The organism is Rhodococcus sp. BP-332 (genome assembly GCF_019836065.1).
Classification (GTDB): Bacteria; Actinomycetota; Actinomycetes; order Mycobacteriales; family Mycobacteriaceae; genus Rhodococcoides.
Map to the genome: position 1 here is coordinate 293317 of NZ_JABUEC010000002.1, position 16194 is coordinate 309510.

Annotated in this window: 11 protein-coding genes; 6 read left to right on the top strand and 5 right to left on the bottom strand. The window is 69.1% G+C overall.

The annotated features are described in order from the left end of the window. Positions 1 to 9: 9 nt before the first annotated feature. On the top strand, positions 10 to 1800 hold the full coding sequence (locus HQ314_RS07160; RefSeq protein WP_027504699.1) for a long-chain fatty acid--CoA ligase: 1791 nt from the start codon (positions 10 to 12) through the stop codon (positions 1798 to 1800). A gap of 123 nt (positions 1801 to 1923) precedes the next feature. Next, on the top strand, positions 1924 to 3498 hold the full coding sequence (locus tag HQ314_RS07165; protein ID WP_222649715.1) for a molybdopterin-dependent oxidoreductase: 1575 nt from the start codon (positions 1924 to 1926) through the stop codon (positions 3496 to 3498). A 2-nt stretch (positions 3499 to 3500) separates the two neighbouring features. Here HQ314_RS07165 and HQ314_RS07170 read toward each other — a convergent pair whose 3' ends face one another. Beyond that, entirely contained in the window at positions 3501 to 4112 is a 612-nt protein-coding gene (locus tag HQ314_RS07170) for an alpha/beta hydrolase (protein WP_222649716.1), read from the bottom strand. Between the two features lie 89 nt (positions 4113 to 4201). Between HQ314_RS07170 and HQ314_RS07175 the strand changes: the two genes are divergently transcribed. Both HQ314_RS07175 and HQ314_RS07180 read left to right on the top strand, forming a co-directional pair. Then, a complete protein-coding gene (locus HQ314_RS07175; protein WP_222649717.1) occupies positions 4202 to 5155 on the top strand; it encodes an alpha/beta hydrolase family protein in 954 nt (317 codons plus the stop codon). 30 nt (positions 5156 to 5185) lie between these two features. Continuing rightward, a complete protein-coding gene (locus HQ314_RS07180; RefSeq protein ID WP_222649718.1) occupies positions 5186 to 8599 on the top strand; it encodes a bifunctional RecB family nuclease/DEAD/DEAH box helicase in 3414 nt (1137 codons plus the stop codon). Between the two features lie 6 nt (positions 8600 to 8605). On the opposite strand, the gene HQ314_RS07185 is transcribed toward HQ314_RS07180, so the two are convergent. Both HQ314_RS07185 and HQ314_RS07190 read right to left on the bottom strand, forming a co-directional pair. Next, positions 8606 to 9742: an amino acid deaminase/aldolase gene (locus HQ314_RS07185; protein WP_222649719.1), complete on the bottom strand. Its 1137-nt coding sequence runs from the start codon at positions 9740 to 9742 to the stop codon at positions 8606 to 8608. Continuing rightward, positions 9739 to 10374, bottom strand: a complete 636-nt coding sequence (locus tag HQ314_RS07190) for a TetR/AcrR family transcriptional regulator (protein ID WP_027504693.1) — start codon at positions 10372 to 10374, stop codon at positions 9739 to 9741. Before HQ314_RS07190 ends, HQ314_RS07185 begins: the two co-directional genes overlap by 4 nt. 53 nt (positions 10375 to 10427) lie before the next feature. Between HQ314_RS07190 and HQ314_RS07195 the strand changes: the two genes are divergently transcribed. After that, positions 10428 to 11726, top strand: coding sequence for a D-arabinono-1,4-lactone oxidase (locus HQ314_RS07195; RefSeq protein WP_222649720.1), 1299 nt, complete (start codon positions 10428 to 10430; stop codon positions 11724 to 11726). 13 nt (positions 11727 to 11739) lie between these two features. After that, positions 11740 to 13236 (top strand): molybdopterin-dependent oxidoreductase, encoded by a 1497-nt coding sequence (locus HQ314_RS07200; protein WP_222649721.1) that lies wholly within the window; start codon positions 11740 to 11742, stop codon positions 13234 to 13236. A gap of 266 nt (positions 13237 to 13502) precedes the next feature. Here the strand turns inward: HQ314_RS07200 and HQ314_RS07205 are convergent, their stop codons facing one another. Further along, on the bottom strand, positions 13503 to 15434 hold the full coding sequence (locus HQ314_RS07205) for an MDR family MFS transporter (protein WP_222650052.1): 1932 nt from the start codon (positions 15432 to 15434) through the stop codon (positions 13503 to 13505). A gap of 110 nt (positions 15435 to 15544) precedes the next feature. Next, positions 15545 to 16024: a MarR family transcriptional regulator gene (locus HQ314_RS07210; protein WP_222649722.1), complete on the bottom strand. Its 480-nt coding sequence runs from the start codon at positions 16022 to 16024 to the stop codon at positions 15545 to 15547. Positions 16025 to 16194: the final 170 nt, after the last annotated feature.

Genomic DNA, 16194 nt, shown 5'->3' on the forward strand with positions numbered 1-16194 from the left:
ACAGACACCGTGCACGAATACTCGGTACCCGCGTCCTACACGATCCCGGACGACGTCTCGATGGCCGACACCGTGTTCCGCTACGCGAGCGAGACCCCGGAGTGGGTGGCGTTCCAACGGCGAGTCGGCGGCTCGTGGAAGGACGTCACGGCGCGCACGTTCGCCGACGAGGTCGCGGGCGTGGCCAAGGGCCTCATGGCCTCCGGCATCGAGTTCGGTGACCGCGTCGCCATCATGGCCGGCACCCGCTACGAGTGGGTCGTGCTCGACTACGCGATCTGGACCGCCGGTGGCTGCACCGTGTCCATCTACGAGACGTCCGCAGCCGATCAGGCGCAGTGGATCCTCGAGGACTCCGCGACCAAGCTCTTCGTGGTCGAGACCTCCGAACACCTCACCCGCATGAAGGACGTCACCGACAGCGCCGCGGATCTCCGCGAGACGCTGAGCTTCGACGGCGGTGCGATCGACGAGCTCACCACCCGCGGCGCCTCCGTGTCCGACGACGATCTGCACGCCCGTCGTCAGCAGGTGTCCGCGTCGTCGGCCGCCACGCTCATCTACACCTCGGGGACCACCGGCCGCCCGAAGGGTGTCCAGCTCACGCACTCGAACTTCTACGCCGAGACGACGGCCACCCAGGTGGCGCTGCACGACCAGATGACCGAGGGCAAGCGCACCCTGCTGTTCCTCCCGATGGCGCACGTGTTCGCTCGCGCTGTGTCGTTCGGCGCCTTCGAGGCCAAGGTCACGGTGGCGCACACGTCCGACACCACGACGCTGGTCGAGCAGTTCGCCGAGTTCCAGCCCGACTTCATCCTCTCGGTCCCCCGCGTGTTCGAGAAGGTCTACAACTCGGCCAAGCAGAAGGCGCACGACGGCGGCAAGGGCAAGATCTTCGATCAGGCCGCGGACGTCGCGATCGAGTGGAGCATCGCGCAGGACAAGGGCGGCGCCGGCCTGGTGCTCAAGGCGAAGCACACCCTGTTCGACAAGCTGGTCTACTCGAAGCTCCGCGCCGCGCTCGGTGGACGGTGCACCAGTGCGCTGTCCGGCGGCGGCCCCCTCGGCGCTCGACTGGGCCACTTCTTCCGCGGCATCGGCGTTCCGGTGCGTGAGGGCTACGGACTCACCGAGACCAGCGCCGCCGTCACGGTCAACACCACCGACAAGCAGCGCATCGGTTCCGTCGGCCGCCCGCTCGCGGGGCACGCCGTGAAGATCGCGGAGGACGGCGAGATCCTGGTGAAGGGTCCCGTCGTGTTCTCCGGGTACTGGCACAACGAGAAGGCCACCGAGGAATCGATCCGCGACGGCTGGTTCCACACCGGTGACCTCGGCTCACTCGACGACGAGGGCTTCCTCTCGATCACCGGTCGCAAGAAGGAGATCATCGTGACGGCAGGTGGCAAGAACGTCGCGCCCGCCGGCCTCGAGGACTCCATCCGGTCGCACCCGCTGGTCAGCCAGTGCCTCGTCGTGGGCGACGCCAAGCCGTTCATCGGGGCGCTCATCACGCTGGATCCCGAGGCTCTGCCCGGCTGGCTCGAGCGTCACGGTCTCGACAAGAGCACGTCCGCGAGTGATCTGACGACCAACGCCGACCTGATCGCCGAGATCGACAAGGCCGTCGACACGGCCAACTCGAAGGTCTCCAAGGCCGAGCAGATCAAGAAGTACACGATCCTGCCCGGTGACTTCACGATCGAGTCGGGAGAACTGACGCCGACCATGAAGCTCAAGCGCAACGTCATCCTGGAGTCGCACGCCACCGAGGTGGCCGACATCTACGGCGGCTGAACACTCGTCCGACCCACCCGAGGCGCGCCCGTGAGAACTCCTCACGGGCGCGCCTCGCTCGTTGTGGCTCGTCAACACGCCCACCGGAGCAAGCCGCCACTGCCATCGTGACGAATAGCAGTCATGACCACGACGACCACCGAACGCCAGACCTCGGGTGACTCCGCGCGCACGCGCGTCCACCCCTTCGCACGCATGCTCAGCGGAGTGGTCGCCGCCGGCGTCGTGCTCGGCGTGGGCGAGATCCTCTCGCTCCTCTTCAGCTCGGCGTCGTCACCGTTCTTCGCCGTCGGCTCCACCACCGTGGACCGAACGCCCGCGTTCGCCCGCGAGTTCGCGATCGACACCTTCGGCACCAACGACAAGGCCGCCCTGTTCGTCGGCATGTCCATCGGCATCGCGATCATCGCCGCCATCGCCGGCCTGCTCGAGCGCCCGTCGCGTCCCATCGGATCGGTGATCCTGCTGGTGCTCGGCGCCGTCGGTGTCTACGCGGTGCTGCAGCGGCCGACGTCCTCACTCGGTGACGTCATCCCCACCGTGGTGGGTGTCGTCCTGGGCATCGCGGTCCTGCAAGCCCTCACGCGAGCGCTCGAGGTGCCGGCGGGCACGGTCGACGGGTTCATGCCGCGTCGCAAGTTCCTCGTCCTGTTCGGCGCTGCCGCCGCGGTGGCCGTCGCAGCCGGCACGGTCGGCCGGTACCTCGGCGATCGTGTGGCCGGTGTCGCCGAGGACATCAAGAACTTCCGCCTCCCCACGGTCGCGGCGGGCGAGAAAGCCGCCGCCATTCCGGCCGGTACCGACATCGGCGTCGAGGGCGCGACCACCTTCGTCACGCCGAACAACACCTTCTACCGCATCGACACCGCTCTGCAGGTCCCGCAGCTGACCACCGCCGAGTGGCAGCTCAAGATCCACGGCAAGGTCGACCGCGAGATGACGCTGAGCTGGGACGACCTCATGGCTCGCACTCCGATCGAGCGCGTCGTGACGCTGACGTGCGTGTCCAACGAGGTCGGCGGACCGCTCGCCGGCAACGCGACCTGGATCGGGTTCCCCATCAAGGACATCCTCGACGAGGTGGGTGTGCAGGCCGACGCGGACATGCTGCTGTCCACGAGCATCGACGGCATGACCATCGGTTCGCCGGTCGAGGCCCTCACCGACGGCCGCGACGCGATGCTCGCGGTGTCGATGAACGGCGAGCCGCTGCCCGTCGAGCACGGCTACCCGGTGCGTCAGGTCGTGCCCGGTCTGTACGGATTCGTCTCCGCCACCAAGTGGGTCGTCGACTGGGAACTGACGCGATTCGACGAGGCGACGGCCTACTGGACCGACCGCGGCTGGGGCGACAAGGCACCGATCAAGACGGCGTCACGCATCGACGTGCCGGCCGCCTTCGCCCCCGTCGCACCCGGTCCCGTCCGTGTCGCGGGTACCGCCTGGGCGCAGCAGCGTGGCATCGAGCGCGTCGAGGTTCGTGTCGACAACGGACCGTGGCAGGAGGCGACGCTCGCCGAGCAGTACACGATCGACACCTGGCGCCAATGGTTCTGGGACTGGGACGCCACTGCGGGCAACCACAACATCCAGGTCCGCGCGACGGATCAGGACGGGAACACGCAGGTCGAGGAGCGCACCCCGCCGATCCCCGGTGGTTCGACCGGGTGGCACACCCGCACCATCATCGTCAGCTGACGTCAGGCGTTCTCGAGGACGTGGTCCGCGGCCGCGTCGGTCACGGTCCGGTGGATCTTCTCGTGCAGCAGGTCGTGTCCGGCGTCGGCGTACTCGCGCAGGGTGATCGTCGGGATGCCGCGCACGAGGTCTCGGACGCCGTCGATCGGCACCATGCGGTCGTCCACACCGTGCAGTGCCAGGGTGGGCGATCGGGTCGCTGCCGTCAGATCCTCGCGGGAGATCGCGCGCGGCGGCATCGCCACCAGCACGACGGCGGGCGCGCTCCCGCCGGTCGCGAGCATCCGCACCGCGGTCGCGGACCCCAGCGAGTGGCCCATCACCGCAGGTCGGTGGCCGGCCTCGACCACGACGTCGAGGAGATGTCGTGCGTTCTCCGCCAGCGCGTCGAGGTAGGCGGCGTCGTCGGCCGCCTCTCCTTCGGACAAGCCGTGGCCGATGTGGTCGAGGCCCCAGGTGGCGATGCCGTGTGCTGCCAGGGCAGCGCCGAACCGGTGGTACTGGCCGGTGTGCTGTCCCCGCCCGTGCAGGAACACGAGGGTCGCGGCAGGGTCCTCGGTGGGTCCCCACTGGCGGTAGTGGGCGCGACCTCGGGGTCCTTCGAAGAACGGCATGTGGCCATTGTGGCTGATGTGACTCAATAGTCACCGGTTCGACACAGAACCGAACCCCACGGTTCCCTCCGCCGTGCGAGCATCGAACCATGAGGTTGGTTTTCGTCATCGTCGTCGCCATCGTCGCGGCTCTTCTCGGGGCGCCCGCCGCCACCGCTGCGGAGCCTGCCCGAGTGGTCGGGGTGCGGCAGCTCTCGCCGACACACTCGGTCGTCGACGTCTACTCCCCCGCCATGAACCGCGTCGTGCCGAACGACGTGCTCCGCCCGGCTCGCGGCGGGTCGCTCCCCACGCTCTACCTTCTCAACGGCGCCCTGGGCAACGAGGACGGAGTCGGCTGGATCAACAACTCCGGCGCCCCGGGATTCTTCGCCGACAAGAACGTCACCGTCGTGCTCCCCATCGGTGGGCGTCTGAGTTTCTACACGGATTGGCTCGCCGACGATCCGATCCTCGGATCCAACAAATGGCAGACCTATCTGACGCAGGAACTGCCCGGCGTCATGGACCAGCACTTCGGCAGTACGCGCCGCAACGCGGTTGCAGGGGTGTCGATGAGCGGCGGTCCGGCACTCGATCTCGCCGTGCAGGCGCCCGGCCTCTACCGTGCCGCGGCGTCCATCAGCGGGTGCCCCGCCTCGTCGAACCCGCTCGCCCAGGCCGCGATCTCGATCATGATCGGCGGCGCCCTGAACAACCCCTTCAACATGTGGGGCCCTCCCGGCGCTCCCGCATGGGCGCAGCACGACCCGTCCCTCCACGCCGACCGCCTCCGCGGAACGGCTGTCTACGCAGGATCCGCGAGCGGTGTTCCCGGCCCCGTCGACCGCATCCCGCCCGGCAGCATTCCCCCGTTCGGTGGAGCAGCCGTCGAAGCCATGGTGAACACGTGCACCGGCATCTTCGCCGACGCGGTGCGGAGGGCGGGCGTGCCTGCGACCATCTCGATGCGCGGCGAGGGCTCGCACAGCTGGGCACTGTTCGAGGACCAGCTGAAGGAAGCGTGGGGCACGACGATCGCACCGGCCCTCGGGACCCGCTGACCTGTCGGCCGGTCTCGTTAGGGTGGCGGCATGTTCGTCACCGGAGACACCCTCGTCCACAGCGCAGGCGACCTCGCGCTGGCGTCTCGGTGCGAGTACGCACTCCTGCGCACGCTCGACGCGAACCTCGGCCGCATCGAGACCGAGCAGGTCGACGACGCGATGTTCGCCCGGCTCGCGCGCCTCGGCAGTCAGCACGAGGCCCGCGAGCTGCTGAGACTGAAGCGCGAGCATCCGGACGGCGTCGTGACTATCGAACGGCCGGCCGAGAGCATCCCGTCCGCGCTGGCCGCCGCCGCACAGGCCACCCTCGCCGCGGCGCAGCAGCGCGTCCCCGTCATCTACCAGGGCACGTTCTTCGACGGCGAGTTCCTCGGCTTCAGCGACTTCCTGATCCACGACCCGTCGACCGACACCTATACGGTGCACGACACCAAGCTGTCGCGCACCGAGCGCGTCCCGTCGGTCCTGCAGATCGCGGCGTACGCCGACGCGCTCGAGGCTGTCGGAGTTCCCACGTCCGCCACGGGCCACCTCGTCCTCGGTGACGGCACCGACCATCTCGTGCACCTGCCGGACGTCCTCCCCGTCTACCGCCGCGCACGGCGCGAGATGGTGGCCCTGCTGTCCGGCCACCTGACGCAACTGCTCCCGGCATCCTGGGCCGACCTCGACATTCGCGCCTGCTTCCGGTGCGAGCACTGCACCCCCGAGGTCGAGGCACAGCGCGACCTGTTGCTGGTCGCCGGGATGCGCGTCTCCCAGCGGTCCACGTTGCACGCCGCGGGGATCACGACCGTCGACGAGTTGGCCGCACACACCGGTTCCGTCGCGGACCTCTCGGAGCGGTCCCTCGGCACCCTGCGCGCGCAGGCCCTGGCCCAGGTTCAGCAGGAGCAGTCGGGGTCACCGGTGGTCGACGTGCACACCCCGAGTGCTCTCGGCGCACTGCCCGCTCCGGACGAGGGCGACATCTTCTTCGACTTCGAGGGCGACCCGCTGTACGCCGAACGCGGCTCCTCCGACTGGGGGCTCGAGTACCTCTTCGGCGTCATGGAGTCCGACGGCGCGTTCCGGCCGTTCTGGGCCCACGACCGGCACGAGGAGAGGGCCGCCTTCGTCGCCTTCGTCGAGTACGTACGCGCACGCCGCGAGGCGTTCCCCGGCATGCACGTGTATCACTATGCGGCATATGAGAAGTCGGCTCTGCTGCGTCTGGCCTCGCGGTACGGGGTGTACGAGAACGAGGTCGACGACCTTCTCCGGCAGCAGATCCTCGTCGACCTGTATCCCGTCGTGCGGTCCGCCCTGCGCATCGGCGCACCGAGCTACAGCATCAAGAAGCTCGAACCGCTGTACATGACCGATCACCGCGGCGACGTGGCAGACGCCGTCGCTTCCATCACCGAGTACGCGCGCTGGTGCGATCTGCGCGACCGTGGCGACCTCGACGAGGCGGCCGGCGTCCTCGCCGAGATCGCCGACTACAACGAGTACGACTGCCGCTCCACACTGGAACTGCGCGACTGGTTGCTCGGTCACGCCGAACGCGCGGGTGTGGTGCCCCGCGGTCCGCTCGACGCGGCCGAACCGGTCGACGAGGACCGGGACGCGGTGCGAGACGCCCTGTGGGAGTTCGCCGGTGAACCGGTCTCACGCACGACCGACCAGCAGGCGATCGCCCTGCTCGCGGCCGCTGTCGGCTACCACCAGCGCGAGGAGAAGCCCTACTGGTGGGCGCACTTCGACCGACTGGCCTCGCCGATGGACGAGTGGGCCGACACCCGCGACGTGTTCATGGTCGAGGAGGTGGAGTCCATGACCGAGTGGGCGACACCGCCCGGCAAGCGGGTCCAGCGGCGCACGAGCGTGGTGCGCGGTGAGTTCGGGCCCGGCAGTGGGCGCGTGGGGTCGAAGGTGACCGTGCTCTACGCGCCGCCTGCTCCGGACTGGATCGCGCCCGACAGACGCGCGAACCCGCAGTATCGCTGGACGATGCCCGGAACGATCGTCGAGGTGTCCGAGGACGGCGCCCACCTCACGCTCGAGGAGTCGCTGTCCAAGGGCGCCGAACCCCACGATGTCGCACCGGTCGCCACGACGCCCGATGCCTTCGTCAACACGACCACGCTGCGGGAGGCCATCGCCGCCACCGCGGCGGAGGCAGCGGATCGCCTTCCCGAAGTCCGCGCCTCGGCCGTGGTCGACCTCCTGCGTCGTGATCCTCCCCGGACCCGGTCCGGCGCACCGCTCGCCGAGGTCGTCGACGAGCAGGTCGCTGCGGCCATCACGGCGTCGCTCCTCGATCTCGACGATTCCTACATCGCGGTCCAAGGGCCGCCGGGAACGGGGAAGACCTACACCGGATCGCGAGTGATCGCCGCACTCGCACGCGATCACGGCTGGCGCATCGGGGTGGTCGGCCAGTCGCACTCGGTGATCGAGAACCTTCTCGGCGGTGTTGTCGCCGCCGGGCTCGATCCCGAGAGCGTCGCCAAGAAGGGGTCGTCCGACAGCACGCACTCGTGGCTCGGCGTGGACTCGTACTCCGGGTACCTGGCCACACACACCGGCGGATGCGTCGTGGGTGCGACGGCCTGGCCGTTCACCAACCGCAAGGAGTTCGCAGAGCAGGAGCTGGACCTGCTGGTCGTCGACGAGGCGGGCCAGTTCTCGCTCGCCAACACCATTGCGGTGGCGCGGGTGGCACGCAACCTCCTGCTGCTCGGCGATCCGCAGCAGCTGCCGCAGGTGAGCCAGGGCAGCCACCCCGAACCGGTGGACACCTCTGCTCTGGGCTGGCTCGCGGACGGCTCCGACACGCTCCCGGCCGACCTCGGGTACTTCCTGGCCACCACTCGCCGCATGCACCCCGAGCTGTGTTCCGTGGTGTCCGACCTGTCCTACGACGGACGGCTCCGCTCGCACGACACAGTGCTGAGACGGCACCTGGACGGCGTCGACCCGGGAGTGCACACAGTTCTCGTCGACCACGAGGGCAACGCGACGTCCTCGCGAGAGGAAGCGGTCGAGATCGTCCGACTGGCACGGTCACTGGTGGGATCGGCCTGGACGTGTGACGGGGAGACACGGCCGCTGGGCGCCTCGGACCTGCTCGTGGTGGCGGCCTACAACGCCCAGGTCGCCACCGTGCGCGCGGCGCTCGACGATGCCGGACTGCACGAGGCCTCGTGCGGCACCGTCGACAAGTTCCAGGGTCGGGAGGCCGCCGTCGTGATCGTGTCCATGGCCGCGTCGGCCCCCGAGGACGTGCCGCGCGGCATGCAGTTCCTGTTGTCGCGCAACCGCATCAACGTCGCCTTGTCGCGGGGGCAGTGGGCCGCGTACGTCGTCCGCTCACCCGCGCTGACGCACTATCTGCCCTCGACACCGGCGGAGCTGTCGTTGGTCGGCGCCTTCATGCGGGTGAGCCCCGACGAGTGATGCCGGTCAGCCGAAGGCCCGGCCCTCACCGCGGTAGGTGGGCAGTGTCGTGCGAGAACCGTCCGCGGACACGAGGTGTGCCTCGGTGAAGCGCTCGCACACCTCACCGGCCTTGGCATGCCGGAACCACAGCCGATCCCCCACCGCCGCACCGGATCCCGCCACCGGCGTCTGGACCTCCCCGGCCCCCTCGGTGCGGATCAACGCCCCGCGTCCGATCAGTGACGGCACACGAGAGGCCCCCGTCGGTCCCGAGGCGATGTACCCACCCGAGAACGCTGTCGCGATGGTCCGCGTCGGCGTGCGGACGACGGGGAGTGCGAAGAACAGCGCCGGTCGTGCAGTGAACGCGTCGTAGCGATCGAACAGCGTCGGCGCGAACAAGCCGGAGCCCGCCGTCACCTCGGTCACCGCCGGATCCGCAGCCGACACCTCGATCGACCCGGTGCCGCCACTGTTCACGATCTCGAGCACGCCCACCTCGTCCTGCACGGCATCGACCACGGCGCGTCGCCGGAAGGCCAACTCGGACGCCGACTTCCGCTTCATCCACCGCACTGCTCGTCCGGAATCGGGCAGCCCCGCGATCTGCGCCTCGTAGAACATGACGCCGACGACGGACGCGCCGCGCCGGACCGCCTCCCGCGCCAGCGCGGCCACCTCGGCCGGACGACGTAGCGGCGACCGACGAACGCCGATGTGTGCGGGTCCGATGCGGAGCGACGCGTCGACGTCGAGACACACCCGCACCGGAGCTGCCCACGGACCGGCGGCGTCGATCACGTCGAGGTGTGCTCGCGAGTCGATCATGAGAGTGATGCGGCGGCACGCGTCGGCGTCCGCGGCCAGGGTGGCGAGCGCCTGTCGATCCACGGTCGGATAGCCGACGAGGATGTCCGGTACCTCGTTCAGCCACAACGCCTCTCGCAGCGAGTAGGCCATGACGCCCGCGAACCCCCGAACGGCCAGCGCACGCTCGAGGACACCGCGGATACGGACGGATTTCGACGCGAGACGGATGGGCGTACCGCCGGCCCGTCGCACCAGATCCGCGAGGTTGGCCTCGAGCGACTCCTCGTCGATCGCGAGCAGCGGCGGGTCGAGCTCTGCCGTCGCGGCACCGAGCCGATCGAGCCCGGTCACGACGGCACCGCCTTCGCCGCGATGCGCGCGGCCAGGTCGTCGAGTTCCGCGATGACGGCGAGAGTGTCCTGGTCGACGAGCCACCGGAGAACCACCCCGTCGATGGTCGCCAGTGCGGAACGCGTCAACGACGCCATCGGTTCGGTCCACCGCATCCGTGATGCCTCGGCCGCCGCCTCGAGGAAGCTCTCCGTCTCGGTGTCCATGACGCGGTACTGCAACGTGCCGATGCCGGGTCCGGCTCCCGCGGAGCGCACCGAGTAGGCGGTGATCTCGTAGGTGAGCAGCTGCCGGTCGGCCGTGCTCTCGATGACCGACCAGAGTGCGGCCACGCCGCGGTGCAGTATCTCGCGCAGCGCACGGGGGCCGGCGCAGTCCCGCCGACCGTCGGCGGCGGCAGCGTGCAGGGCCGTGCCGACGGCGGCGCCGAGCTCCTGGACCAACGCCTCGCCCATGGCCGTGACGAGCGCTTCCTTGTTCTCGAAGCAGTAGTGGACGACGCCGAGCGAGACCTCCGCGTGTTCGGCGACGGCGCGCACGGTGACGGCGGCGATCCCGGCCTCCGCTGCCACGGTGAGCCCGGCCTCGATCAGCTGCGAACGCCGGAGATCGGCGGGGAGGCGCACGGTCATGGTCGAAGTCTAGGGGGTTGACCTGGACGGTTGTCCAGTACTTGTATCCATCCATGACCGAATGGACGAACTGGGCGGGAAACCAGCGCGCACGGCCCGCGTCGATCGTGAGACCGCACAGCGCCGACGAGATCCGGGACGTCGTCGTGCGCGCGCAGGGCCGGGTCCACGCGGTCGGAGCAGGCCATTCGTTCACCGGCGCCGCGCTGACGGACGGCGTCCTGGTGGCGCTCGACCATCTGACGGGCATCGAGGGTGTGGCCGCGGGACCGGACGGCACCACCGACGTCACCGTGCGCGCCGGAACGCGGCTGCACACCCTGAACGATCTCCTGCATGCCCGCGGACTGGCGCTGACCAACATGGGCGACATCGACGTGCAGACACTCGCGGGTGCGATCTCGACCGGCACGCACGGCACCGGGGCGCGGTTCGCCGGGCTGTCCGCCCACGTGGTCGGGGCGCGACTGGTGCTGGCCGACGGCACGGAGGTCACGGTGTCGGACGGGCCGCTGTTCGAGTGCGCGCGACTCGGCCTCGGGGCGTTCGGGATCCTGACCGCCGTGACGATGCGGTGCGTTCCGGCCTTCGCGCTGCACGCCGACGAGACCCCGGGTCGCCTCGGCGAGGCACTCGAGCGTTTCCCCGACGACATGCGCGACGTCGACCATCCGGAGTTCTACTGGTTCCCGCACACGGATCGGGTGCTGACCAAGCGCAACACGCGGCTGCCCGCCGACACGCCACTGTCTCCCGTGGGCCGCGTGTCGTCCTGGATCGACGACGAACTGTTGTCCAACAGCGCCTTCGAGGTGATCAATCGCGTGACGACGCGAATCCCGTCCATCATCCCGAGGGTGAACACGGTGTCGGCGGCGGCCTGGTCGGGTCGTACGTTCACCGATCGCAGCTCGTCCGTGTTCGCGTCCTCCCGTCGGGTCCGCTTCCGCGAGATGGAGTACGCGGTGCCGCCCGAGTCCGTGCCGAGCGTGATCCGCGCGATCGAGGCCTGGATCGCGCGGACCGGTTACCGCGTGACCTTCCCGGTCGAGGTCCGCTGCGCCGCCGCCGACGACGTCTGGCTGTCCACCGCGCACGGCCGTGACACCGCCTACGTCGCGGTCCACCAGTACCACCGGCGGCCGGTGGGTGGGTACTTCGACGCGGTGGAGGCGATCGCTCGTGATGTCGGTGGACGACCGCACTGGGGCAAGCTGCACTCCCTCACCGCGGGCACACTTCGTTCGCTGTACCCGCGCTTCGACGACGTCGTGGCCGAACGCGAGCGAGTGGATCCCCACGACACCTTCGGAAACGACTATTCGGACACGGTGCTCGCGCGACTAGAGTGACACAGTGAACGTGATGCGCAGGGCCCTGTCCGGAATCCTCTCGGCCGCCCTCGTGCTCGGTGTCGGTGAACTCCTCGCCGCCGTGGTCGGCCCGGACTCGTCACCGATCGTCGCTGTGGGGTCGGCGGCGGTGGACAACACCCCCGCAGGCGTCCGCGAGTGGGCCATCGACACGTTCGGCACCTCCGACAAGCTCGCCCTCTTCATCGGTATGGGTGTCGTCATCGCCCTCCTCGCCGCCGGAGCAGGCATCCTCGAACGTGCTCGGCGACCCATCGGATCGGCACTGTTCGTGGTTCTCGGCGTACTCGGGGTCCTGGCGGCGATCTCGCGCTCCGGCAGTGGATCGATCGCAGCGCTCCCCACCGTCGTCGGCGTCGCGGTCGGCATCCTCGTCCTACGGTCGCTCGTCGAGCGCGCGGACCCGGACGCGTCGGAGGGGTTCTCCCGTCGACGCTTCGTGATGCTCGCCGGGATCAGCGCTGCCGCGGCCGTCGCGACCGGCGCCGCGGGACGGATGCTCGGCGCCTCCACGCGGGCGGTCACGCAGGACCGCAACGCCTTCACCGTCCCGGTGCCCGACAGCCCGGCGCCGCCCGTGCCCGCCGCCGCGGATCTCCGGCTGCCCGGCCTGTCCCCGTACGTCACGTCGAACGCCGAGTTCTACCGGATCGACACCGCTCTCGTGGTGCCGCGGGTGAACTCGCAGGACTGGAGTCTGCGCATCCACGGCATGGTGGACAACGAGATGACGCTGACGCTGGCCGATCTCGAACAGCGCGTGTCCATCGAACGGATGGTGACGCTCACCTGCGTGTCCAACCCCATCGGCGGCGACCTCGTCGGCAACGCCACCTGGACCGGCTACTCCCTGAAAGACATTCTGGCGGAAGCACGTCCGCAGGCATCGGCCGACATGGTGCTGTCCTCGTCGCACGACGACTTCACGGCCGGCACCCCGCTGGACGTCCTCATGGACGGGCGCGACGCCATGCTCGCCGTCGCCATGAACGGGGAGCCGCTGCCGATCGAGCACGGCTACCCGGCGCGCCTCGTCGTCCCCGGCCTGTACGGCTACGTCTCGGCGACCAAGTGGGTCACCGACCTCGAGGTGACCAAGTTCAGCCAGGCTCGCGCGTACTGGACCGACCGCGGATGGTCCGAGCGCGGACCGATCAAGACGGCCTGCCGTATCGACACACCCGTCGGCAGCAAGGACGTCCAGGCTGGCACGGTGATGATCGCCGGCGTCGCCTGGGCGCAGCATCGAGGCATCTCCCGCGTCGAGGTCCGCGTCGACGACGGCCCCTGGACCGAGACCACCCTCTCCGACGAGTACTCGCGTGACACCTGGCGCCAATGGTCGTACGCCTGGACCGCCACTTCCGGCCAGCACCGCATCGAGGCTCGGGCCACCGACGGCACCGGTGAGGTGCAGACGGACGTGCGCGTCGACACCGTTCCCGACGGTGCGAGCGGGTACGCGAGCATGCCCGTGACGGTGCAGTAGGTCGACTGGTCCAGCGTCTGGGCCGGAGCGCACACCCCTCTCGGTGTCCGCACACCCCGTGTAGCTGACTGAAAGGTGTGTGCAGTCACCACTGCCGGTGTACACACCCCCTGCAACGGCCGATGAGCGCCGGCGCGCACAGGTTCCCGCGCCGCACACCCTCGTCCGCCGGACAGAAGGGGTGTGCACATCACGGAACCCGTGCACCCCACGCACGAGAGAGCGGACGCACCCGAATCGGGTGCGTCCGCTCTGTCGTCGTCGAACTAGTTGTGCGAGGCGTCGAATCGCGAGTGCACGTCCGGCACGTGGACGTCACCGAGAACGCGAGCGATCTGGTCCTCGCTGAGACCCAACCGGCGCAGTCGTTCGCACACGGCGTCGAAGCTCAGCATCTTGGAGTCGAGTTCCTGCTGGAGCTCGGCGACCTCGGCGCGCAGCACCTCGGCCTCCTCGAGTGCGTCGAGAGTCTCCGCGGGCTTGGGCAGCAGCAGCGACAGCAGCCGGTCGCGGGCATCGGTGCTCAGTCCGTCGAACGGTGCGGAGCCCTCCGCGGCCTCGTGCTTGCCGACGGGAGCGGTCACCGGTGCGATCTCGGTGGTGTCCGCGGCGTCGGTGCGAGCCTCGTCCTTCTGCATGTCAACGGCGGTCTCGCCCTGCACGTCCGAGCCCTCGACGGGCACGGCCTGCTCGCCCTGCGGCTTCAGGTCGATCGTGGTGCGCAGCGGGCGGTTCGGGATGAACAACACCGCGAGCACGGTGACCAGTGCGACGAACCCGGCGATCAGGAAGATGCGCCCGGTGGCGTCACCGTAGGCGGTGCGGACGACCGCGGCGATCGGGTCGGGCAGCGACGCGATGTCGAGCGTGCCGCCGCCGGTGGAGCCGGCGGGAACACCGAGGGCAGCGAGTCCGGCCGCCGAGTTGTCGGCGACGCGGGTGGCGAGAACCGAGCCCAGAACCGAGACACCGATGGCGCCGCCGAACGTCCGGAAGAACGCGACCGTGGACGATGCCGCACCGATGTTCTGCACACTCACCGTGTTCTGCACGGCCAGCACCAAGTTCTGCATCAGCATGCCGGTACCGAGGCCGACGATGGCGATGAAGACACCCACGAGCCACAGGTTGGTGGCGTGATCGAGGTTGCCCAGCAGACCGAAGCCGACGACGAGCAGGAAGGATCCGGTGACGATGAACGGCTTCCACTTGCCGAAGCGGGAGATCAACTGACCCGAGCCGACCGACGAGACGAGCATGCCGGCGACGAGCGGGATGGAGAGCAGTCCTGCCGCGGTGGGCGAGTAGCCACGAGCGGTCTGGAAGTACTGACCCAGGAAGGTGGTGGCTCCGAACAGGCCGACACCGACGGCGACCGAGGCGATGATCGCGAGTCCGGTGGTGCGCTCGGTGACGATCTTCAGCGGGATGATCGGGCTCTTCACCTTCGCCTCGACGAGGACGGTGAGGATCAGCAGAGCGACACCGCCGCCGACGTACATCGCGGTCTCACGAGAGATCCAGTCGTAGTACCCGGCCTTGCCGGCGAACGAGACCCAGATGAGCAGCACGGAGACACCGGCCGTGAGGAGCAGCGCGCCGAGCCAGTCGATGGAGACGTCCTCCTTGCGCTCGGTGGTGATGTGGAGCGTGCGCTGCAGCAGCAGGAGTGCGATGACGGCGAGCGGGATGCAGACGAAGAAGCACCAGCGCCAGCCGAGGGGGCTGTCGACGATGACGCCGCCCAGGATCGGGCCACCGGACATCGAGACGGCCATGACGGCACCCATGTACCCGGAGTAGCGGCCGCGCTCACGCGGGGACACGATGCTGCCGATGATGGCGACGACGAGGGCGGTCAGACCGCCCATGCCGATGCCCTGCACCACGCGAGCGGCGAGCAGAATCGGCACGTTGTGTGCGAGGCCGGCCATGACGGAGCCGGCGACGAAGATCACGAGCGAGCTCTGGACCAGCAGCTTCTTGTTGAAGAGATCGGCGAGCTTGCCCCAGATCGGTGTCGACGCCGCGTTGGCGAGCAGTGCCGTCGTGATGACCCAGGCGTACGCGGTCTGCGAACCCTTCAGGTCACCGATGATGGTCGGCAGTGCCGTCGAGACGATGGTCGTGCTGAGCAGGGCGGTGAAGAGCCCGGCGAGCAGACCGATCAGAGCCTCGAGGATCTGCCGGTGTGTCATCGGGGTCGAGTCCGCGGCGGCCTCGGCGGGAGCCGAGAGCTGATCGGTGTCACTCACCCGGGAGGGCGGAGTGTCGTGTGTGACGGTCATGTCTGTCGTTCTTCCTATTCTCAGTTATGTGAGAGGACGCGCTGGCCGGAGTGCCGGGCCTGCGCTTCGTCGGTGAAGGTGGTGGTGAGTCGACGGATGGAGTCGAGGGCGGCATTCGCCTGGTCCTCGTCCCAGTCCCCCAACATGCGGGACAACCGTGCGACTCGGTGTTCCTTGATGCGGTCCAAGCAGGCGAGTCCGGCGTCGGACACCCGAACCCGGGTGGCACGTCCGTCGTCGGGATCGGGAGTGCGCACGACGTGGCCCGCATCCACCAGCTCGGCGAGCTGACGGCTGAGCACGGACTGGCTGGTGCACATGACGTTCGCCAGTTCGGACTGTCGGCACTCGCCGTGGGTGGCGAGCGTTCCCAGTACGCCGACCAGGGCGGCCGGCAACTCGGTGCGGTCGTCCCCCGTCGACACGGCCACGCGCAGTGCGCGGCCGAAGCGGAAGACTTCTTCCATCAGCAGCTCTGCTGTCTCGGTGTGGACGGCCACGGCGATCTCTCCTCGAACTCGTTTACTTGCTGTCTGCAACTATATAGATAGATACCTGGGTTAAACAACTATTAATGTGTCTCTCTTCCCGAGCTGTGGGGCGTGGCCCGGACCAGCGGGCGCCGTCGCCTCCTGTGAGTCCTCCAGAAGACGGCGAGCCGGGCCGACCG